This window comes from Nonomuraea sp. NPDC003560, from assembly GCF_042878785.1.
Lineage (GTDB): Bacteria > Actinomycetota > Actinomycetes > Streptosporangiales > Streptosporangiaceae > Nonomuraea.
This window is the reverse complement of sequence record NZ_JBIAOF010000001.1, coordinates 519268-543940: the sequence shown is the minus strand read 5'-3', so window position 1 is coordinate 543940 and position 24673 is coordinate 519268. Positions and strand designations below refer to the sequence as shown.

Genomic DNA, 24673 nt, shown 5'->3' with positions numbered 1-24673 from the left:
CCGCGCGAGGCCCTTCCGCCGCGGGCGGGAGGGCCTCACCGCGTTCAGGCGGACGCGCGGTCGGCGGTGACGACGGCGTCTAGCAGGCCGGGGAACGCCTGGTCGAACTCGGCCCTGCGCAGGGTGTTCAGGCGGGAGGTGCCGGCGTAGTGCTGCCGGATGAGGCCGGCCTCGCGCAGCACCCGGAAGTGGTGGGTGGCGGTGGACTTGCTCACCGAGATGTCGAACCCGCCGCAGCTGATGTCGCCGGAGGCGCTGGCGAGCTGGGTGACGATGCTGCGCCGGACCGGGTCGACGAGGGCTTCGAGAACCCGTTGCAGGGTGACTTCGCGCAGGTCGGGGTGGTCCGGGGTGCGGTCGGCGTCCATGGGTCCATAGTACGACATTCATCGAAGTTTGACGGCAGTCGTACTTCGGCGGTTGAATGGCGGCCTCTGACGCGGAAGGACGATGTGATGACCAGGACGGTGCTGTTCCACGAGCTCGGCGGGCCCGAGGTGCTGGAGCTGGCGGACGTGGCGGCCGGCGAGCCGGGGCCCGGCGAGGTGCGCATCCGGGTGGACGCGATCGGCCTCAACCGGGCCGAGGCGCTGTTCCGCAGCGGCCACTACATCGAGCCCGTACGGAGTTTCCCCGCCCGGCTGGGCACCGAGGCCGCCGGGGTGGTCGAGGCGGTGGGCGCGGGCGTCACCGGGTTGCGGGCCGGGCAGCCGGTGAGCACGGTCCCGGCGTTCTCGCAGAACGACTACGGCGTGTACGCCGGGCGGGCGGTCGTGCCGGCGGCGGCGGTGCTGCCCCGTCCGGAGGGGGTGGGCCCGGTGGAGGGCGCGGCCGTGTGGATGCCGTACGTGACGGCCTACGGCGCGCTGGTGGAGGTGGGCGGGATGCGTCCCGGGGACACGGTGGTGCTGAACGCCGCCTCCAGCAGCGTGGGCCTGGCCGCCATCCGGGTCGCCGACCGCATGGGCGCCACGCCGATCGCGCTCACCCGCACCGCGGCCAAGAAGGAGGCCCTGCTGAAGGAGGGCGCGGCCGAGGTGATCGTCACCGGGGAGGAGGACGTGACCGAGCGGGTGCTGGCGGCCACGGGCGGGCGCGGCGCGGAGTTCGTCTTCGACGCCGTGGCCGGGCCGGGCGTGACGGACCTGGCCAGGGTGGTCGCCCCCGAGGGGCTGCTGCTGGTGTACGGCGCGCTGAGCGGCGAGCCGACGCCCTATCCGGGGATCGACCTCGGCATGCCGGCGCTGAACATGCGGACGTACACGATGCACGAGACGACGCGGGTGCCCGAGCGGCTGCGGCGGGCGGCGGCGTTCGTGGCGTCGGGGCTGCGCTCGGGGGCCTTCCGGGCGGTGGTGGACCGCACGTTCGACCTGGAGGAGATCGTGCGGGCCCACCGGCACCTGGAGTCGAACGCGCAGTTCGGCAAGATCGTGGTGACGGTCCGGCACTGACCGTCCGGCCGCCCGCCACGACGGGCGGGACGGGCCGGACGGGCGGGCCGCCGGATCAGGACAGGCCGGGGGCCGGGAACTGGGCGGTCAGCTCGCTGACCTCGTGGTGGACGCGGGTGATGACGTCCTCGGCGTCGCCCTTGGCCAGGGCCGTGACGACCTCGTCCATCCAGGCGCCGATCTGCCGCATCTCGGCCTCGCCCATGCCGCGCGAGGTGACCGACGGGGTGCCGATGCGGATGCCCGACGGGTCGAACGGCTTGCGGGTGTCGAACGGCACCGCGTTGTAGTTGGTCTCCAGACCGGCCCGGTCGAGCGCCTGGGCGGCGGGCTTGCCGCCGATGCCCTTGGGCGTCAGGTCGAGCAGGATCAGGTGGTTGTCGGTGCCGCCGGAGACCAGGTCGAAGCCCCGGCTGGACAGCTCCTCGGCCAGCGCCTTGGCGTTGGCGACGACCTGGTGGGCGTAGTCGCGGAAGGACGGCTGGGCGGCCTCGTGCAGCGCGACGGCGATGGCGGCGGTGGTGTGGTTGTGGGGGCCGCCCTGGAGGCCGGGGAAGACGGCCTTGTTGAGCGCGGTGGCGTGCTCGTCGCTGGTGGCCATGAGCATGGCGCCGCGCGGGCCGCGCAGCGTCTTGTGGGTGGTCGTGGAGATCACGTCGGCGTGGCCCACCGGCGACGGGTGGGCGCCGCCCGCGACCAGGCCGGCGATGTGCGCGATGTCGGCCGCGAGCACGGCGCCGACCTCGCGGGCGATGGAGGCGAAGCCCTCGAAGTCGATCGTGCGCGGGATCGCGGTGCCGCCGCAGAAGATCAGCTTCGGCCGGTGCTCCAGGGCCAGCTCGCGGACCTCGTCGAGGTCGACGCGGCCGGTGTCGCGGCGCACGCCGTAACGGACCGGGTTGAACCACTTGCCGGTGGCCGAGACCGACCAGCCGTGGGTCAGGTGGCCGCCGAACGGCAGGCCCATGCCGAGCACGGTGTCGCCGGGCTGCAGGAAGGCCAGGTAGACGGCCAGGTTGGCGGGCGAGCCCGAGTACGGCTGGACGTTGGCGTGGTTGACGCCGAACACGGCCTTGGCCCGCTCGATCGCCAGCGTCTCGATCTGGTCGATGACCTGCTGGCCCTCGTAGTAACGCTTGCCCGCGTAGCCCTCGGAGTACTTGTTGGTCAGCACCGTGCCGGTCGCTTCGAGCACGGCCTTGGACACGTAGTTCTCGGACGCGATCAGCTTGACGGTGTCGGCCTGGCGGCGCTCCTCCGCCTTGATGAGCTCGGCGAGCTGCGGGTCGGCGCTAGCAAGAGAACTCATGACTCCCCTGTCATCATTGACAATTGGCGAAGACCCAGGCGCTCGGCCTCCGCTCCCGGTTGATTCGCTCCCTGGTGGTCGATCCCACCGAATGCGCCAGTCGCGTCGCCCTAGACGATAGCGGATGCGCAACCGGCCGCTCGTCCCGCTACTTGGTCCGGCTCACACCCGGCCAGAGCCGGTCGACCTCGGCGTTGAGGATGGCTCCGATGAGCACGGCCAGGGCGGTGATGTACAGCCACAGCAGCAGCGCGATCGGGGCGGCCAGGGAGCCGTAGACCGACACCGGCGAGAACCAGGCCGCCAGCACCGCCCGCAGCACGGCGGCGCACACGATCCACAGGAACAGGGCCAGGATCGCGCCGGGCAGCTCCCGGTACCACTTCGTCCGCACCGGCACGCTGACGTGGTAGAGCACGGTCAGGAACAGCACCGAGCCGCTGATCACGACGGGCCAGTAGAGGATGTCGATGAGGATGCCGTACTCGCCGGGGAGGGCGTCCTTGAGCAGGGTGGGGCCGATGACCAGGATCGGCATGACGATGATGCCGATGATCAGGCCGACGACGTAGAGGCCGAACGACATCAGCCGGGTGCGGATGATGCCGCGCTCCTCCCCCAGCCCGTACGCGACCGAGATGAGGTCGACGTAGACGTAGAGCGCCCGCGAGCCCGACCACAGCGACAGCAGGAAGCCCAGCGAGATGATGGACACCTTGTTGGCGTCGTCCCTGAGCACGTCGGTGATGAGCGGGTTGATGACCTTCTTGACGGCGTCGTCGGTGAACAGCAGCCCGGCCTGCTCGATCACCCAGCTCTTGACCTCGGTGACGACGCCGCCGCCGAGCCAGGTGCCGAGCTTGCCCAGCACGCCGATCAGGCCCAGCACGAACGGCGGCAGCGACAGCAGCGCGAAGAACGCGGCCTCGCCGGCCAGGCCGGTGACCCGGTAGTTGACACCGGCGTTCGTGGCCGCGCGCACGATCGCCCACGACTTGGTGTCGAGCACCCAGTTCAGCCTGGCCCGGGCGTTCGAGGCGAGCCGCCTCCTTGACCGGGAAGGCGCATTGGTGGACGTCATGGCACCCAACGGTATTTCGCAGTGACTCTCCGGGACAGCTTACGTCCCGGCTCCTGCCCTAGTCGTTGTCCACGATGCGCGCGCCCAGCGGGAGGAGGGAGACGGGGATCAGCTTGAGGTTGGCGATGCCCATGGGGATGCCGATGATGGAGATGAACAGGGGGATCGAGGTGATGACGTGCCCGATCGCCAGCCAGATGCCCGCGACCACGCACCAGATGACGTTGCCGATGAGGGAGAAGACGCCGGCGTCGGGATCGCGCACGACCGTACGGCCGAACGGCCACAGAGCGTAGGCGGCGATCCTGAACGAGGCGATGCCGAACGGGATGGTGACGATGAGGATGCAGCAGATGATCCCGGCCACGGCGTAGCCGATCGCCAGCCAGATGCCGGCGAACACGAGCCAGATGACGTTCAGAATGGTCCGCATGCTCACAGGATGTCACCGGCCGTGCCGCCGACGTCATCCGGTACGACCCTGAACTTACCCTGACCTGGGCGGCCGCCCGCTCCCCGGCGGCCCGGCGAACGCCTGGGCGATCTCCAGCCAGGCGCGGGCGGGCTCGCCGGCCGGCTCCAGGGCGGTGTCCGACAGGTGCACGCGCTGGGTGACGAGCAGGCAGAAGTCGAGCATCGGGCCGCGCACGGCGGCGGGCGCGTCCACGGGGCCGGCGGTCCACAGGTCGCCGCCGGGGGTGGTGAGCTCGACGCGTACCGGTCCGGCGGGCTCGGGCAGGCCGCGGGCGGCGAAGCTGTAGGGCCGGGCGCGGACGCCGAGCAGGGCCACGTGCCGCAGCCGTTCGGTGGACTCCCGGGCGACGCCGAGCGCGTCGGCCACGTCCTGGCCGTGGGCCCAGGTCTCCATCAGTCGCGCGGTGACGAAGGACGCCCCCGACATCGCCGGCCCGAACCACGGCACCCGCACGCGCGCGCCGAGCGTCGCGAACGCCTCCAGCGACCGGGCGCGGGACGCGCGGAACCAGGCGTGCAGCTCCCCCGGCGGCAGGCCGCGCGCGGCCTCGGCGAGCTCGTCCACCGAGCCGGCCCGCGCGGCCAGGGCACGGAAACCGTCGGGGTCCGTGACCGACACCACGGCGGCGTCGTCGAACCAGGCCAGGTGGCTCACCTGGTCGCGCACCGCCCAGCCCGCGGCGGGCGTGGGCGTCTCCCAGTCGGCGGGGCGCAGCGGCGCCAGCAGCGCCTCCAGGGAATCGCTCTCGGCCCGGAGGTCGGCCAGCAGTCCGGCCATGAGGTCCACGCGCGCCAGCCTAACCCGAACAACGTTCTGGGAGAATAATCGAGACGTGATCTGCGAGAGCTGCAAGGACAAGCGTCACGACGACTGCCGCGGCGGCTCCTGGTGCGACTGCCAGCACCAGAGCGAGGAGCGGCCGCAGGAGTCGCCGCTCGACTGGCCGCGCCAAGGGTAGGGGCCCGCGGAGTCCAGACTCTGGACCCCATCTTGGACATCCGGGATCTCCGGAGTATCTTCAAGGTATGCCAGCGGACCCCATGCTCGTCGGTCGACGCCACGTCGACCTTCAGCGTGTCCGCAGTGCCATCTGTTGCGACGCCCGCTAACTCATCTTCTTTACCGCAGAGCGCGTCGCATTCACCTGAACCCCTGCACTCGATGACGAGGCAGGAGGAACGCTGCGCGCGCCCACAAAACGAAGGACGCGCAATGAGCACCCCTGCCAGCCGGCATCACAAGCGCCCGCGCGGCGAGGGCCAATGGGCCCTCGGTTACCGGGAACCGCTGAACAAGAACGAAGAGAACAAGAAGAACGACGACGGGCTCAACGTCCGCCAGCGCATCATCGACGTCTACGCCAAGCGCGGCTTCGACTCGATCGACCCCGCCGACCTGCGCGGGCGGATGCGCTGGTACGGCCTCTACACCCAGCGCAAGCCCGGCATCGACGGCGGCAAGACCGCGGTCCTGGAGCCGGAGGAGCTCGACGACCGCTACTTCATGCTCCGCGTGCGCATCGACGGCGGCCAGCTCGACCTGCGCCAGCTCCGCACGATCGCCGACATCGCCAACGAGTACGCGCGCGGCACGGCCGACCTCACCGACCGGCAGAACATCCAGCTCCACTGGATCGAGATCGAGTCGGTGCCCGACATCTGGGAGCGCCTGGAGGCCGTCGGCCTGTCCACCACCGAGGCGTGCGGCGACACCCCGCGGGTGATCCTGGGCTGCCCGCTGGCCGGCATCGACGCCGAGGAGGTGCTGGACGCCACCGACGACATCCACTCGATCAACCGGCAGTTCATCGGCAACCCCGAGTACTCCAACCTGCCGCGCAAGTTCAAGAGCGCGCTGAGCGGCTGCCCGGCCCACTGCACGGTGCACGAGATCAACGACGTCGCCTTCGTCGGCGTCGTCAACGAGCACGGCGAGGCGGGCTACGACCTGTGGGTCGGCGGCGGCCTGTCCACCAACCCGATGCTGGCCAAGCGCCTCGGCGTCTTCGTCAGCCCCGACCGCGTCGACGACGTGTACGCGGGCGTGATCGGCATCTTCCGCGACTACGGCTACCGGCGGCTGCGGCACAGGGCCCGGCTGAAGTTCCTGGTCAACGACTGGGGCGTGGAGAAGTTCCGCGAGGTGCTGGAGACCGAGTACGTCAAGGAGAGCCTGCCCGACGGCCCGGCGCCCGCCCTGCCGCGCGGCAGCCGCCGCGACCACGTGGGCGTCCACCCGCAGAAGGACGGCAACTTCTACGTGGGCTTCGCGCCCAAGGTGGGCCGTCTCGACGGCGACAAGCTCCACGTGATCGCCGACATCGCCGAGCGGCACGGCTCCGGCCGGGTGCGCACCACCGTCGAGCAGAAGATGGTCGTCCTCGACGTCGCGCCGGACCGGGTGGAGTCCATCGTCGCCGAGCTGGAGGCCAACGACCTCCAGGTCAACCCCTCCACGTTCCGCCGCCAGACGATGGCCTGCACCGGCATCGAGTACTGCAAGCTCGCCATCGTCGAGACCAAGGCCACCGCCGCGAACCTGATCGACGAGCTGGAGCGGCGGCTGCCCGACTTCGAGCAGCCGCTCACCATCAACGTCAACGGCTGCCCCAACTCCTGCGCCCGCATCCAGGTCGCCGACATCGGCCTGAAGGGCCAGCTCGTCGTGGACGAGAACGGCGACCAGGTCGAGGGCTACCAGATCCACCTGGGCGGCTCGCTCGGCGTGAACTCCGGCTTCGGCCGCAAGGTGCGCGGCCTGAAGACCACCGCCAAGGCCCTGCCCGACTACGTCGAGCGCGTGGTGAGCAACTACGACGCCCAGAAGAAGGAAGGCGAGTCCTTCGCCGACTGGGTGCAGCGCGCGGACGAGGCGGACCTGAAATGACCACGCGAGCGGTCCCCTTCCACTGCCCCTACTGCGGTGACGAGGACCTGGAGCCCTACGAGGGGGACGGCGGCTGGTACTGCCGCGCCTGCGCCCGCGCCTTCAAGCTGAAGTTTCTCGGAATCGGAGTGAAGATATGACGCTCGTCGACATCGAGGTGGGTCTGCGAGATCAGCGTGGCACCCTCGACCTGCAGGACATCGTCGAGTCCGCCGCCACGTTCCTTGAGGGCGCCCCGGCCCGGGAGATCATCCGGTGGGCCGCGGCGACGTTCGGCGACCGGTTGTGCCTGACGTCCTCCATGAGCGACGCCTTGCTCATCGACCTGGTGAGCCGCGTCAAACCGGGCGTGGACGTGCTGTTCATCGACACCGGCTACCACTTCGCCGAGACGATCGGCACCCGTGACGCCGTGCGGCAGGTCTATGACGTCAACGTGATCGACATCAAGCCGTCCAGGACGGTCCAGGAGCAGGATCGCGACCTCGGGCCGCGCCTGTTCGGCCGCAACCCCGACCTGTGCTGCTACCTGCGCAAGGTCGAGCCGCTCAACCGGGCGCTGGAGCCGTACCTGGCCTGGATCTCCGGCATCCGCCGGGACGAGTCGTCCAGCCGTACGGACACCAGGGTCGTCGAGTGGGACGCCAAGCGCCAGATGGTGAAGGTCAACCCGATCGCCGCCTGGACGCAGGAGGACGTCGACAACTACATCGCCGACAACGGCGTGCTGATCAACCCCCTGCACTACGACAACTACCCCTCGATCGGCTGCGCGCCGTGCACGCGCCAGGTCGCCGAGGGCGAGGACCCGCGCAGCGGCCGCTGGGCAGGGCTGGGGAAGGTCGAATGCGGCATTCACCTGTGATCCCCGGCAGGGGCCGCGTCCCGTTGGCAGACGGGCCGGCCCCCGGGCGCGTGCCACTGGTGGCGGTCGCGCACGGGTCGCGCGACCCGCGTGCCGCCGCCACCGTGGCCGCGCTGCTGGACCGGGTGCGCCTGGCGCGTCCCGACCTGCCGGTGCGGGTGGCCTACCTCGACCACTGCGCGCCCACGCTGGGTCAGGCGCTCGACGGGCTGAGCGAGGCCGTGGTGCTGCCGCTGCTGCTCACCGAGGCCTACCACAGCCGGGTCGACCTGCCCGCCGCGCTCAACGAGGCCCGCGCGCGCGATCCGCGCCTGCGGGTCCGCTACGGCACGACGCTCGGGCCGCACCCGCTGCTGCTGCCGGCGCTGGAGCGGCGTTTGGCGGAGGCGGGCGTGCCGGCCGGCGACCCGGAGACGGCGGTCGTGCTGGTCTCGGCCGGGTCGAGCGACGCCAGGGCCAACGAGGTGATCGCCGGCATGGCCCGCGCCTGGCGGCGCGCCGGCTGGTGGACGGTGACCGCGGCCTACGCCTCGGCCGCCGGGCCGACGCCCGGGGAGGCCGTCGCGCGGCTGCGGGCGGCGGGCGCGCCGCGCGTGGCCGTCGCCCCCTACCTGCTGGCTCCCGGCTTCTTCGCCGACCGGATCCGCCGGGCCACCGCCCCGGCCGTCTGCGCCGACGTGCTCGGCCCGGCGCCCGAGCTGGTGGACGTGCTGCTGGAGCGGTACGAGTCGGCCCTGCGCGAGCGCCTGCCCGTGGCCGGCTGAGCCCTCAGCACCGGGCCCTCAGCACCGGGCCGTGATCGCGCCGGTCCTCGGATCGACGCTGACCACGTCGGGCCGGCACGCGCGGGTGCGGGCGTCCACCAGCGTCAGCCGCCAGTCGGCGGGGTAGGAGGCGGTCCAGGCCAGCAGTTCGTCGGCGCGCTCGGCGGTCATCGTGCCGGTGCCCGCGTCCGCGGCCTTCACCACGGCGGCGCTCAGCTCGTTCACGCCGTCGTGGGCCGTGGCGTCGCCGAACCAGCCGGGCGGCTGCCGGACCGTGGGCCCGCACGCGCCGGTGGCGACCAGGTCGCCGTTGAGCCAGACCAGCCCGTAGCCGCCCGACGGGCAGGTGAGGGCGAAGGACACCTTCCCGGCCTTCGACTCGAAGGTGAACGTCTCCCGCCTGCCGCCCTGGGTGTAGCCGTGGAAGAGCGGCGGCCGGGGCTGGGCGCGCGTCGGCGCGGGCTGGGCCAGGGCGCCGGCCCACACGTCCCCGGCGGCGGGGGCGGACACGGGAACGGGCCGGGCGTCCACGGTGAGCACCGTGACGGCCGTGACCGTCAGGGCCGCCGCCGCCACCGAGGCCGCCGCCCGGCCCCGGCGCCGCCGGATGCGGCGGACGCGGGCGTCCACGTCGGCCAGCCGCACCCCGCCAGGGGGCGCGTCGGCGGTGTCGTGTTCGAGCAGGTCGCGCAGGTCATGCAGGCGCTGTTCCGTCATCGTCAGCTCCCCGTCTCCGCCGCGGCCCTGGCCGCGGGGTCGAGCCGCAGCTTGGCCAGCGCACGGCTGGCCTGGCTGCGTACGGTGGACACCGAACAGCCCACGATCTCGGCGATGGCCTCGTCGGGCAGGTCCTCGAAGTACCGCAGCACGACCACGGCCCGCTGCTTGGCCGGGAGCGCGGCCAGGGCGGCCCTGAGCGCGTCCCGGGTGCCGAGCCCGGCCGTGTCGTCCGCTTCCTGGGGGCGGTCCGGGAGCTCGCCCGTGGCCACCTCGCCCCGCCAGCGCCGCCGCCACCAGGAGGCGTGCGTGTTGGTCAGGATGCGGTAGACGTACGGGTCGGGGTTCGCGCCGACCCGCCGCCAGGCCAGCCAGGCCCTGGCCAGCGCGGTCTGCGTCAGGTCTTCGGCCGTCGCCCAGTCGCGGCACAGCAGGTACGCCGTCCTGAGCAGGCGGGCCGAGCGCTGCTCGACGTATCGCTCGAAGTCGGCACGATCCCGCATCGAGGGGTCCTCACTGTCCGGTGATGTTCACCGATCACTACGCCGAAGACCCCCGCCCGCGTTGCACGGCCTCAGTAACCCCTGTAGTCGCGGCGGCGGTCGCGGCGCTCGCGCTCCAGGGCGCGGTGCTCGTCGCGGATCTGCCGGCCGACCTCGCGGGCGTCGTCGCGCATCTGGCGGCCGACCTCGCGCCAGTCGTCGCCGTGCAGCGCCCGCCAGTGCTCCCGCCAGGCGGCCAGGCCGCGCTTGACCGGCTGGGCGCGGGAGTCGCCGAGCACCTTGACGTCGCCCATCACGGCGTAGGCGCGCACCCGGATCACCGGCACGTTCATGCCGGGGGCCGCCTCCAGCACGTCGACCTTCTTGTCGCCCATCACGGCGACGCCGTCGAGGTCGACGTTCACGCCGTCGGGCACGATGATCTTGACGTCGCCCATCACGGACACCGCCGTGACGTCGACCACGTCCGTGCGCACCTCGGCCTCGCGCAGGTCGAGCAGCACGTCGCCCATGACGGCGACCGCGCCGAGCTCCTGGTCGATGCGCCAGGTGCCGCGCCGCTTGGTGTCGCCCATGATGCCGACGAACCAGCGCCGCTTGCCGCCCTCGCGGGCCGGGGCGGGCGTGGGCGCGGGCCCCCCGCCCACGGGCAGGTCCTGGGTGAGCAGGGCGAGCTCGGCGTGCGTGGTCGCGGTGTAGGCGGCCTCGGTGCGGTCGGTCAGCTCGGCGAGCGTGAGCCGGCCCTCGACCGAGGCGACACGGAGCTGTTCCACGACGGCCTCGCGCTCGGCGTCCGACGCGCGCACCTCACCCGGATCTGTCATAGACGCAACATATCGCGTCTTGGGCCGGTTGGGGCTCCTCCCCAGGGAGGAACATCCGTACACCCTTGGATGGGTTCCGGGGCCTCCAGACCGGCCCTCAGCGTGCTCCGGCGACCGAGGGCTGCGAAGACGCTAGGGTCCTGTCATGCATGAGGAACAGCTCTATCGCGCGGCGTTGAACGGCGAGACCGAGACCGTGGGCAAGCTGCTCACCGGCGGCGCCGACCCCAACAAGGCCAGCGAGGGCGAGGAGGCCGGGCTGCCGCTCTGCGCGGCCGCCGCCTGGGACCGCGTCGAGGTCGCCGAGGCGCTGCTGGCGGCCGGGGCCGACGTCAACGGCCGCGAGGCCGGCGGCTGGACGGCGCTGCTCTGGGCCGCCGCCAACGGCCACGCCGCGACCGCGGGCGTGCTGATCGAGGCCGGGGCCGAGGTCGACGCGGCCAACGACGACGGCGACACGCCGCTCACGCTGGCGGCCAGGCGCGGGGCGCTGGGCGTGGTCCAGACGCTGCTGGAGGCGGGCGCCGACCACGAGAAGTTCGACGGCGACGGCGACAGCCCGCTCGACATCGCGACCGACTGGGTGGGCGTGCACCTGGAGTCCGCGCTGCTCGACCAGATCGCCCAGGAGGGCTGGGAGTACGTCGTCGGCCGCCAGTACGCCAAGGACGGCACCGAGCTGGTCACCGTGGCCGGCCGCTCCCCCGACGGCTCGCAGACCGAGCAGGTGCAGGCCCAGCGGGGCCACGCCGCCGTGGCGACCGTCCTGGAGGACGCGGCGGGCGTCCACACGCCGGTCGATCAGCTCGTCGCCAGGGCCGTCGCCCACCGCGACGTCGACGAGGACGCCGAGACCTGGTGGATCGTGGCCGACTCGCTCGGCCGGCGGGCCGACGACGAGACCTACGAGGCCCTGTCCCGGCTGTGCGTGAGCGAGGACGCGCGCGAGCGGGAGTTCGGGGTCGACGCGATCGCCCAGTTCGGGTTCGCCGACGGCGAGAAGCCCTACCTCGACCGCACGCTGGCGCTGCTGCAGAAGATGGTGACCACCGAGGGCAACCCGCAGGTGCTGCGCTCGGTGCTGGCCGCGCTGGGCCACCAGGGCGACCCGCGCGCGCTGCCCGCCGTGCTCGACATCATCGGCCGGCCGGGCCACAAGCGCACGATGACGGACGCCATCGCGCTGGCCGACGTCCTGCCCGCCGACCACGAGGAGGGCCTGTCGCTGCTCATCGAGATGTCCCGGGACGAGGAGGCCGAGATCCGCGACTGGGCCACGGCCGGGCTGGCCGGGCTGTCGGCGGACACGCCCCGCATCCGGGAGGCGCTGGCCGACCGGCTGGCCGACGCCGACCTGCGCACGGTGGCCGAGGCGGCGCGGGGGCTCGCGGCGCGCGGCGACGAGCGGGCCGAGCGGGGCGTCAGGCGGGTGCTGGAGGAGAGCGACGACGACTACGCCCGAGACCTCGTCACGGGGATCGGCGGGGAGTGACCCTGTCGCCCCCGGCGGCCGCCCGCTGGGCGGGGCCGCCGGGGGCCTGGGTTCTGGCCCTGGAGCAGGGGCCGCCCGCCCACCCGGTCAGTCCGACAGGGCGGTGCGGAGCTGGTTGAGCACGGCGCGCAGGATGCGGGAGACGTGCATCTGCGAGATGCCGAACTCGGCGGCGATCTCCGACTGGGTCATGTTGCCGTAGAAGCGCATCAGCAGGATGTTGCGCTCCCGCGACGGCAGGGCGTCGATGAGCGGCTTGACGGAGTACTTGCCGAGCAGCGTGTCCAGCGACTCGTCCTGCGAGGGCAGGAAGTCGCCGAGGTCGGCGCCGTCGTTGTCGCCGCCGACGGGGGCGTCCAGCGACAGGGCGCTGTAGGCGGTGGAGGCGTCCAGGGTGAGCAGGACGTCCTCCTCGGTGATGTTCATGTGCGCGGCGAGCTCGGCGACGGTGGGCGAGTGGCCGAGCGTCTGGGTGAGGTCGGCCGTGGCCTTGTTGAGCTCCAGCCGGCGCTCCTGGTAGACGCGCGGCACCTTGACGGCCCAGGTGCGGTCGCGGAAGTGCCGCTTGACCTCGCCGACCATCGTGATCATGGCGTACCCGCGGAACTCGTGGCCGAGCTCGGGGTCGAAGCCGTTGATGGCCTTCATCAGGCCGACGTACGCGGCCTGGCGCAGGTCCTCCATCGGCTCGCGCTGGTGGCGGTAGCGACGGGTGACCTCGGTGACGAGGGAGTCGTACATGGTGACGACGCGCTCACGGATGCGGGCCTTGTGCTCGTCCGAGGCTTCCGGCCTGTTCATCTCAGCCAGAAGCTGTTCGGCGGTCATTTCGTCGAGTGCGATATCCAGGACGGCCATCTGAGTAGCTCCATATGCCCGAAGGCGGCCCCGTCCATGGAAAAAGCCCAGGCAGAGGCACGCCACGTTTCTACGTGAGTGAAGCCCTCTGCTGGACTTCGGATCAAAGGATTCCCTATGGATCCCGATTTATCACCCTATATTAGGTCACAGATCGATCACAGCTTACCAGCTCACGGTCCCGAGAGGGCGGGAGCCGAGGTCAGGACGTCGCGGGCCAGCGCGAGGTCGCCCCTGAGCTCGGCGGGGAAGGCGTCCGGCTCGCCCCTGCCGCCCAGCAGGAAGCAGAACGCGACCACGTCCGCGGTCAGGTGGGCGTCCGGCGTGCCCGGGGCGGTGTCGGTGACGCCGAGCGGGATGCGCCAGTCGCCGCCGCCCGCGCCGGTGAGGGTGAGGCGCAGGGTGCGGCCGGAGCCGTCCAGGCCGGACAGGAGCATCGTCCAGGGCAGCAGGCGGGCGCACAGGTCGGCCGTGGGGCGGATGTGCTCGGGCACCGGGTCGGGCAGGCGCACCCCGGCCGCCGTGGCGGCGTCGGCGGCATGCACCCACGTCTCCAGGCTCCTGGCCAGGACGTGGTCGCGCACGACCGTCTCCATGCCGTCCACCGTGGCCGGGGTGGCCGGGTCGAGGCCGCCCAGGTGGCGGCAGAGGGCGTCGGCCTGGGCCCGCCAGTCTCGCCTGGTCTGCTCCGGGCTGCGGGCCCGCTCGTACGCCTGCACGTCCGCCGTGCGGCCGGCCGCGTCCCGGGCGGCCAGCGGCGGGCCGAGCACGGGCGCGCCGACGGAGGCGGCCAGCAGGCCGTCCTTGGCGGCCAGGTGGGCCACGAGCTCCTGGAGCGTCCAGCCCTCGACGATGACGCGCGCCCAGTCGTCGTCCGCGGCCGCGGCCAGCAGCGCGTCCATGGCGGCGACGCGACCGGCGTACGGCAGCGCCCAGCCGGCGGTCGGCGCCGCGGGGCGGCGGCGGGCCCTGGCCCCGGCCAGGAGCTGCGGGCGCAGGGAACGGACCGGCACCGCCGGATCCTCCATCAACGTGTCCAGATACAGGCGCTCGACAGGATCCATCACGCTTCTTCCTCCGCCAGCGCGTCGGCCAGGCGCCGCAGCGCCAGCCGGATGCGCGACTTGGCCGTGCCCTCGGGCACGCCCAGCTCCTCGCTCACCTGCCGGTACGTCCGGCCGCCGAAGTAGGCCAGCTCCACCGGCCGGCGCAGCCCCTCGGGCAACGACGTCACCGCCTGCCGCACGCGCTCGGCCTCCTCGGCGGCCAGCACGGCCTCCTCCAGCCTGGCGGGCTCGCGCTCGAACAGCCTCGGTCCGAGCGCGGAGACCCGGCGGCGCTCCTCGGCGCGTACGTGGTCGACCGCGCGGCGGTGGGCGATCGTGGCCAGCCAGGCGCGCAGCGGGCCGCGTCCGGGGTCGTAGGCCAGCGGGCGCTCCCAGAACACCAGGAACACCTCCTGCGTGATGTCCTCGGCGATCACGCGGTCCCTGGTGACCCGTAAGGAGAGCCCGAAGATCAGTGCGGACAGCCGATCGTAGACCTCCCCCAGCGCCGACTCGTCGCCGCCGACCACCCGCTGGTGCAGCAGGCGGTCGTCGTACGGTGCCTCCACTGGCACCACACTCCCGTGGTCCGGACCAAGGCGGGCGGGCGCGCCGCGACCCGAGCATGTCACCATTCGCCGGAAATGTTGAGGCGAACGCCCCCCGCCACCCGCTCCGCGGCCCCGCGATAGTGTCGAACGGACGACGACCGGAGGGATCACCCGCCATGGCCACCACCCGCACCGCCACCACGCAATGGAAGGGCGCCCTGCTCGACGGCTCGGGCACCGTCTCGCTCGACAGCTCGGGCGTGGGCACGTTCGAGGTCTCCTGGCCCTCCAGGGCCGAGGCTCCCGGCGGCCGCACCTCCCCCGAGGAGCTCATCGCCGCCGCCCACTCCTCCTGCTTCTCCATGGCCCTGTCGCACGCCCTGGCCGGCGCCGGCACGCCGCCGGAGTCGCTGCGCACGAGCGCGGACGTGACGTTCCAGCCGGGCGAGGGCATCACGGGCATCGTGCTCACCGTGCAGGGGCACGTTCCGGGCGTCTCGGCCGAGCAGTTCCAGGAGGCCGCCGCGACCGCCAAGGCGAACTGCCCGGTCAGCAAGGCGTTGGCGGGCACCACGATCACCCTGAAAGCCGAACTCCTCTAACAGGAACGCATTCGCGTGCGACAATTGGGTCACATGCGCGAGGTCTGGCCGGGCGAACCCTATCCACTCGGCGGCACCTGGGACGGCGTCGGCACCAGCTTTGCCGTGTTCTCCGAGGTCGCCGAGCGGGTCGAGCTGTGCCTTTTTCACGACGACGACAGCGAGGAGCGGGTGCCGCTCCCGGAGGTCGACGGCTTCGTCTGGCACGGCTACCTGCCGGGGATCCAGCCGGGCCAGCGGTACGGCTACCGCGTCCACGGGCCGTACGAGCCGTCGCAGGGGCGTCGCTGCGATCCCTCCAAGCTGCTGCTCGACCCCTACGCCAAGGCCATCGACGGTGAGCTGACCTGGAACGAGGCGCTGTTCCCCTACTACTTCACCGATCCGTCGGTGCGCAACAGGGAGGACAGCGCCCCGTACATGCCGAAGAACGTGGTGATCAATCCGTTCTTCGAGTGGGGCAACGACCGGCCGCCGCGCATCCCGTACCACGAGACGGTGATCTACGAGGCGCACGTGCGGGGACTCACCATGCGCCACCCGGGCGTGCCGGAGGACCTGCGCGGCACGTACGCCGGGGTCGGGCACCCGGCGATCATCGAGCACCTGCTGTCCATCGGGGTGACGGCGGTCGAGCTCATGCCGGTGCACCACTACGTGCCCGAGCACTTCCTGGTGGCCCGGGGGCTGACCAACTACTGGGGCTACAACACGATGGCCTACCTGGCCCCGCACGGCCGCTACTCCGGCTCGGGCACCCGCGGCCAGCAGGTGCTGGAGTTCAAGGCGATGGTGCGGGCGCTGCACGAGGCGGGCATCGAGGTCATCCTCGACGTGGTCTACAACCACACCGCCGAGGGCGACCACATGGGCCCCACGCTGGGCTTCCGGGGCATCGACAACGTCAACTACTACCGACTGCACGACGGCGACCGGCGTTACTACCTCGACTACACCGGGTGCGGCAACTCGCTCAACGTGCGCTCGCCGCACGCGCTGCAGCTCATCATGGACTCGCTGCGCTACTGGGTGCTGGAGATGCACGTCGACGGCTTCCGCTTCGACCTGGCCTCGGCCCTGGCCAGGGAGCTGCACGACGTCGACCGGCTGAGCGCGTTCTTCGACCTCATCCAGCAGGACCCGGTGATCTCGCAGGTGAAGCTGATCGCCGAACCCTGGGACGTCGGGCCGGGCGGCTACCAGGTCGGCAACTTCCCGCCGCTCTGGACCGAGTGGAACGGCAAGTACCGCGACATCGTGCGCGACTTCTGGCGGGGCACCAACTCCGCGCTCCCCGAGTTCGCCTCCCGCCTGACCGGCTCGGCCGACCTGTACGAGTCCTCCGGCCGCCGCCCGGTGGCCTCGATCAACTTCGTCACCTGCCACGACGGCTTCACCCTGACCGACCTGGTCTCCTACGACCACAAGCACAACGAGGCCAACGCCGAGGAGAACCGCGACGGCACCAACGACAACCGGTCCTGGAACTGCGGCGCCGAGGGCCCGGTGGAGGACCCGCACATCGTCGCCCTCCGCCGCCGCCAGCGCCGCAACTTCCTGACCACGCTGTTCCTGTCGCAGGGCGTGCCGATGCTCTCCCACGGCGACGAGATCGGCCGCACCCAGCGGGGCAACAACAACGCCTACTGCCAGGACAACGAGTTGGCCTGGATCGACTGGTCGATGCTGCACGCCGAGTCCGACCTGCTGGAGTTCGTCAAGACGTTGTCGAAGCTGCGCCGCGAGCACCCGGTCTTCCAGCGCCGCCGCTTCTTCCACGGCCGCCACCCCGACAACGGCAAGCGCGACCTGGTCTGGCTGACCCCGGGCGGCAAGGAGATGACGGCCGGCGACTGGCACACCGGCTACGCCAAGTCGCTGATGGTCTACCTCAACGGCGAGGCCATCACCGAGCCCGGCCCGCGCGGCGAGCGGATCGTGGACGACTCCTTCCTCCTGCTCATCAACGCCCACCACGAGAACCTGTCGTTCACGCTGCCGGGGCCGGAGTTCGGGGCCGAGTGGCTGCCGGTGCTCGACACCTGTCACGACGTGGTGGAGGAGGCGTTCGGCGACGAGCGGTGGCGGGCGGGCGACCTGGTGGCGGTGACCGGCCGGTCCTTCCAGGTCCTGCGGCTGCCCAGGGCGCCGCAGACGCCCTAGCCGCCGGGCCGATGTCGCCGGCGGGCCGTCAGAAGACGCGGGCGATGCCGGCCGTGACGAGGAGCAGCGCGAACGTGGTCACCCCGGCCACGCCGTGCAGGACCACGGCGAGCACCGGGAAGCCGGTGACCCGGCGCTGGTGGCGTCCGCCGCCGAGCCAGCGGGTGAACATCGTGAAGCCCAGCAGCGCGGCCACGGTGAGCCCGCAGAGGGCGAGCCAGGCCAGCGGGGCGCGGCCGGTCAGCAGGTAGGCCACCCAGCAGGCCAGCGACGCGGCCGCGAGCGCCGGATGGGACAGCAGCAGCGTCACCGGGAAGCGGGTGACCTTGGCCTCCTGGCGGCGCAGGCCGCCGGCCGAGAGCCAGCGGTAGAGCAGGTAGACCCCGATCAGTGCGGCGATCGTCCATGTGACGGCGGTGAGCAGGCCCATGTCCCCTCCCGGCGAGGCTCTGCCGCCACCGTATGCAGTCTCCGGGCCTTTCGTCCTTCAGTTACTCAAAAGTGCTGTCAGCCGCAAAACCCCTGGGGACGGTTTGTCGGTGGGGTGTGCCAAGGTAGAGGAGTGCGGCGCATCTATCCCGACTTTCAAGACAATCCGGACATCCCCGAGGCGTACGCCTACCCCGAGGGGCGGCCCTGGCTGCGGCTCAACATGGTGTCCAGCGCCGACGGCGCGGCGTGGCTGCAGGGGCGCTCGGGCGGGCTGTCGAGCAGGGGCGACAAGCGCATCTTCGCCGTCCTGCGCGGGTTGTCCGACGTGATCGTCGCGGGGGCGGCGACCGTCCGCACCGAGGGCTACGGCCCGGTCAAGCCGCGCGCCTCCTGGGCGTCGATCCGGGCCGGGCGTCCCGACGTGCCGCCGATCGCGGTGATCACCCGCAGCCTCGACCTCGACCTCGACGGCGAGCTGTTCACCGACGCGACCAACCCGACGATCGTGATCACCTGCGAGTCCGCGCCCGCCGAGCGCCGCAAGCTGGCCGGCCGGCGGTCCGACCTGATCATCGCCGGCGACGACGGCGTCGACATGCGGCTGGCCGTGCGCGAGCTGCACGAGCGCGGCCTGACCCGCGTCCTGTGCGAGGGCGGCCCGCGCATCAACGCGCAGCTGTCCGCCGACGACCTCATCGACGAGTTGTGCCTGTCGGTGAGTCCCATGCTGGTCGCGGGCGGCGCGGCCCGCATACTGAACGGCGTGGCCGCGCAGGTCCCGCTTGACCTCCGCCAGGTCCTGGAAGAGGAGGGGGTCCTCTTCTGCAGATACACGAGGGAGCAGAGCCCATGACCGAGCAGCCCGTCGAAGAGCCGGAGCCGGTGCCCAACCTCCCGGTCCGGCCGCCCGTGCCGCCGATGCTGGCCAAGCCGGTCAAGGCCATGCCCAAGCAGGACGGCACCCTGTTCTACGAGCCCAAGTGGGACGGCTTCCGCTGCATCGTGTTCAGGGACGGCGACGAGGTCTACCTCGGCAGCCGCAACGAGCGTCCGTTCACCCGCTACTTCCCCGAGCTGGTCGAGGCGGTCAAGGCCGAGCTGCCCGGCAAGGTGGTGATCGACGGCGAGATCGTGCTGCCCCGGGGGGCGCAGCTCGACTTCGACGCCCTCCAGCAGCGCATCCATCCGGCCGCCTCGCGGGTCAAGCTGCTCTCGGAGCAGACGCCGGCCCAGTTCATCGCCTTCGACCTGCTGGCCGTGGGCGACGAGTCGCTGATGGAGGAACCCTTCTCCGAGCGGCGGCGGCGGCTGGAGGAGCTGTTCCCGCACCAGGGCGGGTCCGTCCGGCTGACGCCGGTCACCACCGCCGACGAGCAGGCGCGCGAATGGTTCGACGCCTTCGAGGGAGCCGGCCTCGACGGCATCATCGTCAAGCCGGGCGACCAGCCGTACGTGCCCGACAAGCGCACGATGTTCAAGGTCAAGCACGAGCGCACGGCCGACGTGGTGATCTGCGGCTACCGCGAGCACAAGACCGGGCCCATCGTCGGCTCCCTGCTGCTCGGCCTCTACGGCGACGACGGCCGGCTGCATCACGTGGGCGTGGCGGCCTCGTTCCCCATGGCGCGCCGGGCCGAGCTGGTGGAGGAGCTCAAGCCGTACCTGGCGGAGCTGAGCGAGCACCCGTGGGGCCACTGGGCCGAGCAGGCCACGGCCAACGCCGGGCAGCCGGCGGCGGGGCCCGCGACCGGCGGACAGCGGGTGCCGGGCGCGGTGTCGCGGTGGAACGCCAAGAAGGACCTGTCGTTCATCCCGCTCCGGCCCGAGCTGGTGATCGAGGTGGCCTACGACCAGATGGAGGGCGACCGGTTCCGGCACACGGCGCACTTCCGGCGGTGGCGGCCCGACCGCACGCCCGAGTCGTGCACGTACGAGCAGCTGGAACGGCCGGTCAGCTACGACCTCGACGACATCCTCGCCCGTTAGGGGGCAAAGCGGTCTAGTCTCTCCCTTATGACCACCGGTGATGAGCTCAAGGCGGCCGTGTCCGCGCGGCGCGACCTCGGCCCCGACTTCGAGGACGCCCTGGTGGAGTCGTTCCTCGACAAGGTGGGCCAGGAGGTCGACCGGCGGGTCGACGAGCGCCTGGCCGGCACGGCCCCGCGCGCCAAGGCGCCCGCCAGGGGGTCCGACGGCCAGCGGCTGGCGCTGGCGATCGTCTCGCTCTCGCTGGGCACTCTGTCCACGGTCGCGCTCGCCTTCGCGGGGGGCGGGCGGGCGATGGCGCTGATCCCGATCTGGGTCGGGATCATCATCGTGAACGTCGTCTTCAACGGCTCCCGCGAGAAGTAACCCCCTCCGGGGGCGGGCTTCCGGGTCAGGTCAGCCAGATGAGGCCGGCGAAGCGGCCGCCGGGCTGTTCGCGGCGGTGGGAGTAGAGCTCGGCGGACTCGATGGTGCAGCGCGCGTCGTGCCGCACGTCGGCGACGCCCGCCGCCCTGAGCTGGGACTCGATCCCGGCCCGCAGGTCGAGCGCCGGGGTTCCCCACGACGTCGTGGACCACGTCGGCGGCACCTTCGAGGCCACCTGCTCGCGCAGGTCCTCGGGCACCTCGTAGCAGCGGCCGCAGGCGCCGGGGCCGATCAGCGCGACCATCCGGCCCGGCCGGGCGCCCTTGGCCGCCATGGCCTCGACCAGGGCGGTGGCCACGCCCGCCTCCGTGCCGGGACGTCCGGAGTGGGCGGCGCCGACCATGCGCGCCTCGGGGTCGGCCAGCAGCACGGCCGGGCAGTCGGCGCCCAGCGAGGCCAGCGCCAGGCGCGGCTCGGTGGTGAACACGCCGTCGAGCGGCGGCGGGTCGTCGCCGAACGGCTCGCTCACGTAGGCGACGTCGGCGCTGTGGACCTGGCGCATGTAGACGACGGCGCGCACGCCCAGCTCGGCCGCCAGGCCCTCGCGGTTGGCCCGTACGGCCGCCGGGTCGTCGCCGACCATGCCGCCGAGGTTGCGTGAGCCGTACGGCGGGGCGCTCACCCCTCCGTGGCGGTCGGTGACGACGGCGTGCACTCCGGGGGCCAGCAGCATGCCCCGATCCTAGCCGGGCTGAGGCGAGAAGCCGGGGCCGCCCGGGGAATCGCCGGGCTGTGGAGAGGAGCCGGGCTGGGGGGAGGAGCCGGGCTGTGGGGAGGAGCCGGGGCCGCCCGGGGAGGAGCCGTGCAGGATGGTGCCGGGCGGGCGGCCGAGCTCCAGGTACATGTTCACCTCGTCGAAGCGCCATGCGCCCACCTCGACCACGTTCGGCAGCCGCCCCCACTCGCGGAACCCGAGGCTCTCGTACAGCGCGATCGCGCCGTGGTTGTTGCCGCGCGCCCGCAGCGTGAGCGTCTCGATGCCGGCGGAGCGGGCGTCGTCCGCGAGGCCGGACACGACCACCCGGCCGAGCCCGAGTCCGCGTGCCTGTGGGTGGGCCATGACCTTGCCGATCTCGCCGGAGTGCCGGAAGACCGCCTCCTGGCCGCGCCGCCACAGGCCCATGGCCTGCACGGTGCCGTCGACCGTGGCGAGGGCGAGCCGACCCTCGCCCTTGCTGGCCATCGCGAGCGTGGCCTCCACCCACGGGTCGGTCTCGTCCCTGGTGGGCGGCGCCAGGTAGCCGACCGCGCCGCCCAGCTCGACGACGGCGTGCAGCACGCGGTGGACGGCGGCGAGCAGGGGCTCGTCGGCGGTTTCCGGCCAGGTCAGGTCGATTTTCACGGAAGACCATTATGCCCCGATCCATCCAGGGCTGGCCCGCCCACGGCAAGCAAGCATATGCTTGGGCGCGTGCCTGACTACCGCAATCTCATCGGCGGCGAGCTGGTCCCCGCGGACCGGACGATGGACACCGTCAACCCCGCCACGGGCGAGGCGTGGGCCCGGATCCCGGCCAGTGGCGCACGCGAGGCCGAGGCCGCCGTGGCGGCGGCGCGGGCGGCCTTCCCCGCCTGGTCGGCCATGCCCGCCCTGGGCCGGGCGCACTTCCTGCGCAAGGTGTCGGAGGTGTTCACCCGGCACGCCGAGGAACTGGCCCGGCTGGAGACCCGCGACAACGGCCGCATCCTGCGCGACACGCTCAAGAAGGACCTGCCGGGCATGGCGTACCTGTGGCAGCTGGCCGCCGGGCAGTGCCTGGAGGCGGTCAAGGGCGACACCGTCCTGCTCGGGCCCGACACGCTCGGGCTGACGCGGCGCGAGCCGTACGGGGTGGCGGTCTGCATCATCCCCTGGAACTCCCCCATTTCCACCTTCTCCGCCAAGGCGGCCTACGCCCTGGCCGCCGGGAACACGGTGATCGTCAAGCCCGCCGAGCAGGCCGGCGCGTCGGTGCTGCGGCTGGGCGAGCTGCTGGCCGAGGTGTTCCCGCCGGGCGTGCTGAACATCGTCAGCGGGCTCGGGGAGGAGGTCGGCGACGCGCTCGTCCGGCACCGGGACGTCGGCAAGATCAGCCTCACCGGCTCCACGGCCACCGGCCAGGCCATCACCCGGGCCTCGGCGGACGCGCTGAAGCCGCTGACGTTCGAGCTGGGCGGCAAGTCGCCCAACATCGTCTTCCCGGACGCCGACCTGGACGCCGCCGCGCAGGGCGTCACCGTGAACTCCGTCTACACCGGCAACGCCGGGCAGGTGTGCGTGGCCGGCTCGCGCATCCTCGTCCACCGGTCGATCTGGGACGACCTGCTCGGGCGGATCAGGCACATCTGCGCCGGGCTGGTCCTGGACGACCCCCTCGACCTGGCCACGACCATGGGCCCGATCGTGTCGGCCGGGCAGTTCGAGCGGGTGCGCTCGTACCTGGAGACGGCCGAGAAGGAGGGGGCCGAGCTGGTCTTCGGCGGGCGGTCGGGGGCCGAGGTGGTGCCCGGCCTGCCGGGCGGCTACTGGGTGGAGCCCACGCTCTACACGACCGAGGACAACGGCCTGCGCATCTGCCAGGAGGAGATCTTCGGGCCGGTGGCGGTGGCCATCCCGTTCGAGAGCGACGAGCAGGCGCTGGAGATCGCCAACGACTCGCCGTACGGGCTGGCGGCCGGGGTGTGGACGCGGGACCTCGGACGGGCGCACCGGTTCGTGCGGGATCTGCAGAGCGGCACCGTGTGGGTGAACACCTACCGCCAGATGCCTCCGGGCCTGCCGTTCGGCGGCGTGAAGGACAGCGGGTACGGCCACGATTCCGTCCTGGAGTACACCCGGGAAAAGGCGGCCATCATCCAGATTTAGTTAGATAGATTCCCTCCATGAGCGAGGGGATCAACGACCAGTCCGAGCTGACCGAGCTGTCCGAGGCAGCCGCCCAGTCGCGGGCGTCCGTGCTGCGCAGCCGAGCCGAATCGTACATCGCGCTGTCGCGGCACGAGGCCGCTATCGCCGATCTGACCGAGTCGATAACGCTGGTCCCGGACAACGCCCGGGCCTGGCGGCTGCGCGGTGAGAGCCATCGGGTCATCGAGCGGTACGAGGCCGCCCTGGCCGACTTCGACGAGTCGTTGAGACTGGAACCCGACAGCGCGTACGCGCTGGGCTCGCGCGGGCAGGCGTACGCGGCGCTCGGCCGGCTGGAGGAGGCGATGGACGACTTCGACCACGCGCTCACCCTCGCCCCCGAGTCCCTGTGGATCCTGGAGGCCAAGGCCGACGCCCTGGTGGACATGGACCGGCTGGACGAGGCCCTGGACGAGCATGCCAAGATCATCGCGTTGAACGAGGAGCTGGCGTACTCGTGGGTGGCGCGCGGTGACCTGTACCAGCGCATGCACCTCTACAGCGAGGCCATCGCCGACTACACCAGGGCCCTGGAGGCCGACCCCGATCACGTGCGGGCGCTCAGCCGGCGCGGCGAGGCGCTGCGCATGACCGACCGCTACCAGGAGGCGCTGGCCGACCTGAACCGAGCGGTCGAGCTCGACCCCGACAACGACCGCGCGTTCGGCAGCCGGGGCGCGGTGCTGAGCGAGATGGGCGACAACGAGGCCGCGCTGCGCGACCTGGACCGCGCCATCGAGCTGGACCCCGAGTACATCTGGGCCTACCGGGTGCGCGGCGAGATCTTCCAGGAGATGGAGCGGCACGAGGAAGCGGTGAACGACTTCACGCTGGCCCTGCGCCTGGAGTTCGGCGACGACTAGGCCGACGCGAGTAGGCCGACGCGAGCGGCGGGCCGCCCCGGAGGGCGGCCCGCCGTCGTCAAGGCACCTCTCTGACAGCGCCTTGCGTCAGAGCGCCAGCAGGGCGTTCACCGGCAGGCGGCTGTCGGACAGCGGCCGTACGGCGATGCGCAGCAGGGCCAGCGCGTTGTCGTCGCCGGCGATGCGGTTGGCGCTGAGCCCGCCGCACGCCTGGCAGTGGTGGATGATCAGCCACTCCCCGTCCGGCCTGACGGTGACGCTGAGCGCCGCCATCGGGCCCCGGCAGCCCGCCCGCCGGTCCCCCGGGATCCGCTGGTCGACGTGCAGGCTGGTCAGGCAGTGCGGGCAGTGGTTGCGGTGCGCCGTGCCGGGCGCGTCCATCGGTACGTCCAGCCGGCAGCCGACGCAGCGGAACGCGTCGCCGCGCTCGTCACGTCGCATGGCCTTCGGCTGTTGCGGCCTGGCCCGGCCAGGGTTCCTCCTGGGCAT

30 protein-coding genes are annotated in these 24673 nt (G+C 72.1%); 15 read left to right on the top strand and 15 right to left on the bottom strand.

Annotated features, from left to right (window positions below):
- Positions 1-44: 44 nt before the first annotated feature.
- On the bottom strand, positions 45-368 hold the full coding sequence (locus ACFYUV_RS02605; RefSeq protein WP_387664121.1) for an ArsR/SmtB family transcription factor: 324 nt from the start codon (positions 366-368) through the stop codon (positions 45-47).
- A gap of 87 nt (positions 369-455) precedes the next feature.
- On the opposite strand from ACFYUV_RS02605, the gene ACFYUV_RS02600 reads away from it, so the two are divergent.
- Complete coding sequence (locus ACFYUV_RS02600; RefSeq protein WP_387664119.1) at positions 456-1454, top strand: zinc-dependent alcohol dehydrogenase family protein; 999 nt, start codon at positions 456-458, stop codon at positions 1452-1454.
- A gap of 55 nt (positions 1455-1509) precedes the next feature.
- On the opposite strand, the gene glyA is transcribed toward ACFYUV_RS02600, so the two are convergent.
- The 4 genes from glyA to ACFYUV_RS02580 form a co-directional block, all read right to left on the bottom strand.
- Positions 1510-2763 (bottom strand): serine hydroxymethyltransferase, encoded by a 1254-nt coding sequence (gene glyA, locus ACFYUV_RS02595; protein ID WP_352328178.1) that lies wholly within the window; start codon positions 2761-2763, stop codon positions 1510-1512.
- A gap of 148 nt (positions 2764-2911) precedes the next feature.
- On the bottom strand, positions 2912-3844 hold the full coding sequence (locus ACFYUV_RS02590) for a YihY/virulence factor BrkB family protein (protein WP_358284824.1): 933 nt from the start codon (positions 3842-3844) through the stop codon (positions 2912-2914).
- A gap of 58 nt (positions 3845-3902) precedes the next feature.
- Entirely contained in the window at positions 3903-4277 is a 375-nt protein-coding gene (locus ACFYUV_RS02585) for a YccF domain-containing protein (protein ID WP_352328176.1), read from the bottom strand.
- 54 nt (positions 4278-4331) lie between these two features.
- Positions 4332-5096, bottom strand: a complete 765-nt coding sequence (locus ACFYUV_RS02580; protein WP_387665287.1) for a TIGR03084 family metal-binding protein — start codon at positions 5094-5096, stop codon at positions 4332-4334.
- Between the two features lie 55 nt (positions 5097-5151).
- Between ACFYUV_RS02580 and ACFYUV_RS02575 the strand changes: the two genes are divergently transcribed.
- The 6 genes from ACFYUV_RS02575 (at position 5152) to ACFYUV_RS02550 (ending at position 8834) form a co-directional block, all read left to right on the top strand.
- Entirely contained in the window at positions 5152-5277 is a 126-nt protein-coding gene (locus tag ACFYUV_RS02575; RefSeq protein ID WP_352328175.1) for a hypothetical protein, read from the top strand.
- A gap of 67 nt (positions 5278-5344) precedes the next feature.
- Positions 5345-5428, top strand: coding sequence for a putative leader peptide (locus tag ACFYUV_RS02570; RefSeq protein ID WP_311132608.1), 84 nt, complete (start codon positions 5345-5347; stop codon positions 5426-5428).
- Between the two features lie 103 nt (positions 5429-5531).
- Positions 5532-7205, top strand: coding sequence for a nitrite/sulfite reductase (locus ACFYUV_RS02565; RefSeq protein ID WP_387664116.1), 1674 nt, complete (start codon positions 5532-5534; stop codon positions 7203-7205).
- On the top strand, positions 7202-7345 hold the full coding sequence (locus ACFYUV_RS02560) for an Insertion element protein (protein WP_103955276.1): 144 nt from the start codon (positions 7202-7204) through the stop codon (positions 7343-7345). The genes ACFYUV_RS02565 and ACFYUV_RS02560 overlap by 4 nt, the downstream gene beginning before the upstream one ends.
- Positions 7342-8070, top strand: coding sequence for a phosphoadenylyl-sulfate reductase (locus tag ACFYUV_RS02555; RefSeq protein ID WP_352328173.1), 729 nt, complete (start codon positions 7342-7344; stop codon positions 8068-8070). Before ACFYUV_RS02560 ends, ACFYUV_RS02555 begins: the two co-directional genes overlap by 4 nt.
- Positions 8071-8129: 59 nt before the next feature.
- Complete coding sequence (locus ACFYUV_RS02550; protein WP_387664114.1) at positions 8130-8834, top strand: sirohydrochlorin chelatase; 705 nt, start codon at positions 8130-8132, stop codon at positions 8832-8834.
- Positions 8835-8852: 18 nt separating this feature from the next.
- Here ACFYUV_RS02550 and ACFYUV_RS02545 read toward each other — a convergent pair whose 3' ends face one another.
- The 3 genes from ACFYUV_RS02545 to ACFYUV_RS02535 all read right to left on the bottom strand — a co-directional run bounded on the left by ACFYUV_RS02545 (position 8853) and on the right by ACFYUV_RS02535 (position 10878).
- Positions 8853-9551 (bottom strand): hypothetical protein, encoded by a 699-nt coding sequence (locus tag ACFYUV_RS02545; RefSeq protein WP_387664112.1) that lies wholly within the window; start codon positions 9549-9551, stop codon positions 8853-8855.
- A gap of 2 nt (positions 9552-9553) precedes the next feature.
- Positions 9554-10054 carry a SigE family RNA polymerase sigma factor gene (locus tag ACFYUV_RS02540; protein WP_352363802.1) on the bottom strand — a complete coding sequence of 167 codons (501 nt, stop codon included), beginning with the start codon at positions 10052-10054 and terminating at the stop codon, positions 9554-9556.
- Positions 10055-10125: 71 nt separating this feature from the next.
- Positions 10126-10878 carry a DUF1707 domain-containing protein gene (locus ACFYUV_RS02535; protein ID WP_387664110.1) on the bottom strand — a complete coding sequence of 251 codons (753 nt, stop codon included), beginning with the start codon at positions 10876-10878 and terminating at the stop codon, positions 10126-10128.
- A 145-nt stretch (positions 10879-11023) separates the two neighbouring features.
- Between ACFYUV_RS02535 and ACFYUV_RS02530 the strand changes: the two genes are divergently transcribed.
- On the top strand, positions 11024-12370 hold the full coding sequence (locus ACFYUV_RS02530) for an ankyrin repeat domain-containing protein (RefSeq protein WP_387664108.1): 1347 nt from the start codon (positions 11024-11026) through the stop codon (positions 12368-12370).
- An 87-nt stretch (positions 12371-12457) separates the two neighbouring features.
- Here the strand turns inward: ACFYUV_RS02530 and ACFYUV_RS02525 are convergent, their stop codons facing one another.
- From ACFYUV_RS02525 to ACFYUV_RS02515, 3 genes are all read right to left on the bottom strand, one after another.
- Complete coding sequence (locus ACFYUV_RS02525; RefSeq protein ID WP_387664106.1) at positions 12458-13228, bottom strand: SigB/SigF/SigG family RNA polymerase sigma factor; 771 nt, start codon at positions 13226-13228, stop codon at positions 12458-12460.
- 173 nt (positions 13229-13401) lie between these two features.
- Positions 13402-14292 carry a maleylpyruvate isomerase family mycothiol-dependent enzyme gene (locus ACFYUV_RS02520; protein WP_387664104.1) on the bottom strand — a complete coding sequence of 297 codons (891 nt, stop codon included), beginning with the start codon at positions 14290-14292 and terminating at the stop codon, positions 13402-13404.
- Complete coding sequence (locus ACFYUV_RS02515) at positions 14292-14843, bottom strand: sigma-70 family RNA polymerase sigma factor (protein WP_358284805.1); 552 nt, start codon at positions 14841-14843, stop codon at positions 14292-14294. Before ACFYUV_RS02515 ends, ACFYUV_RS02520 begins: the two co-directional genes overlap by 1 nt.
- 158 nt (positions 14844-15001) lie before the next feature.
- On the opposite strand from ACFYUV_RS02515, the gene ACFYUV_RS02510 reads away from it, so the two are divergent.
- Both ACFYUV_RS02510 and glgX read left to right on the top strand, forming a co-directional pair.
- The gene (locus ACFYUV_RS02510) at positions 15002-15427 is read left to right on the top strand and encodes an OsmC family protein (RefSeq protein WP_387664101.1); all 426 of its coding nucleotides are present in this window, start codon (positions 15002-15004) and stop codon (positions 15425-15427) included.
- Positions 15428-15460: 33 nt separating this feature from the next.
- The gene (glgX, locus tag ACFYUV_RS02505) at positions 15461-17590 is read left to right on the top strand and encodes a glycogen debranching protein GlgX (protein ID WP_387664099.1); all 2130 of its coding nucleotides are present in this window, start codon (positions 15461-15463) and stop codon (positions 17588-17590) included.
- A gap of 28 nt (positions 17591-17618) precedes the next feature.
- Here glgX and ACFYUV_RS02500 read toward each other — a convergent pair whose 3' ends face one another.
- Positions 17619-18020: a hypothetical protein gene (locus tag ACFYUV_RS02500; RefSeq protein ID WP_387664097.1), complete on the bottom strand. Its 402-nt coding sequence runs from the start codon at positions 18018-18020 to the stop codon at positions 17619-17621.
- 132 nt (positions 18021-18152) lie between these two features.
- On the opposite strand from ACFYUV_RS02500, the gene ACFYUV_RS02495 reads away from it, so the two are divergent.
- The 3 genes from ACFYUV_RS02495 to ACFYUV_RS02485 are packed head-to-tail and all read left to right on the top strand — an operon-like array spanning position 18153 to position 20374.
- A complete protein-coding gene (locus ACFYUV_RS02495) occupies positions 18153-18875 on the top strand; it encodes a pyrimidine reductase family protein (RefSeq protein ID WP_387664095.1) in 723 nt (240 codons plus the stop codon).
- Positions 18872-20008 (top strand): ATP-dependent DNA ligase, encoded by a 1137-nt coding sequence (locus ACFYUV_RS02490; RefSeq protein WP_352363783.1) that lies wholly within the window; start codon positions 18872-18874, stop codon positions 20006-20008. The genes ACFYUV_RS02495 and ACFYUV_RS02490 overlap by 4 nt, the downstream gene beginning before the upstream one ends.
- Positions 20009-20035: 27 nt before the next feature.
- The gene (locus ACFYUV_RS02485) at positions 20036-20374 is read left to right on the top strand and encodes a hypothetical protein (RefSeq protein WP_357964915.1); all 339 of its coding nucleotides are present in this window, start codon (positions 20036-20038) and stop codon (positions 20372-20374) included.
- Positions 20375-20399: 25 nt separating this feature from the next.
- On the opposite strand, the gene pgeF is transcribed toward ACFYUV_RS02485, so the two are convergent.
- On the bottom strand, positions 20400-21107 hold the full coding sequence (pgeF, locus tag ACFYUV_RS02480; protein WP_387664093.1) for a peptidoglycan editing factor PgeF: 708 nt from the start codon (positions 21105-21107) through the stop codon (positions 20400-20402).
- Between the two features lie 9 nt (positions 21108-21116).
- Complete coding sequence (locus ACFYUV_RS02475) at positions 21117-21776, bottom strand: GNAT family N-acetyltransferase (RefSeq protein ID WP_387664091.1); 660 nt, start codon at positions 21774-21776, stop codon at positions 21117-21119.
- Positions 21777-21833: 57 nt separating this feature from the next.
- Here ACFYUV_RS02475 and ACFYUV_RS02470 point away from each other — a divergent pair, with 57 nt between their 5' ends.
- Together ACFYUV_RS02470 and ACFYUV_RS02465 are read left to right on the top strand one after the other, a co-directional pair.
- Positions 21834-23279 carry an aldehyde dehydrogenase family protein gene (locus ACFYUV_RS02470; RefSeq protein WP_387664089.1) on the top strand — a complete coding sequence of 482 codons (1446 nt, stop codon included), beginning with the start codon at positions 21834-21836 and terminating at the stop codon, positions 23277-23279.
- Between the two features lie 17 nt (positions 23280-23296).
- On the top strand, positions 23297-24184 hold the full coding sequence (locus tag ACFYUV_RS02465; protein WP_358284786.1) for a tetratricopeptide repeat protein: 888 nt from the start codon (positions 23297-23299) through the stop codon (positions 24182-24184).
- A gap of 87 nt (positions 24185-24271) precedes the next feature.
- On the opposite strand, the gene ACFYUV_RS02460 is transcribed toward ACFYUV_RS02465, so the two are convergent.
- Complete coding sequence (locus tag ACFYUV_RS02460) at positions 24272-24673, bottom strand: RNHCP domain-containing protein (protein WP_387664087.1); 402 nt, start codon at positions 24671-24673, stop codon at positions 24272-24274.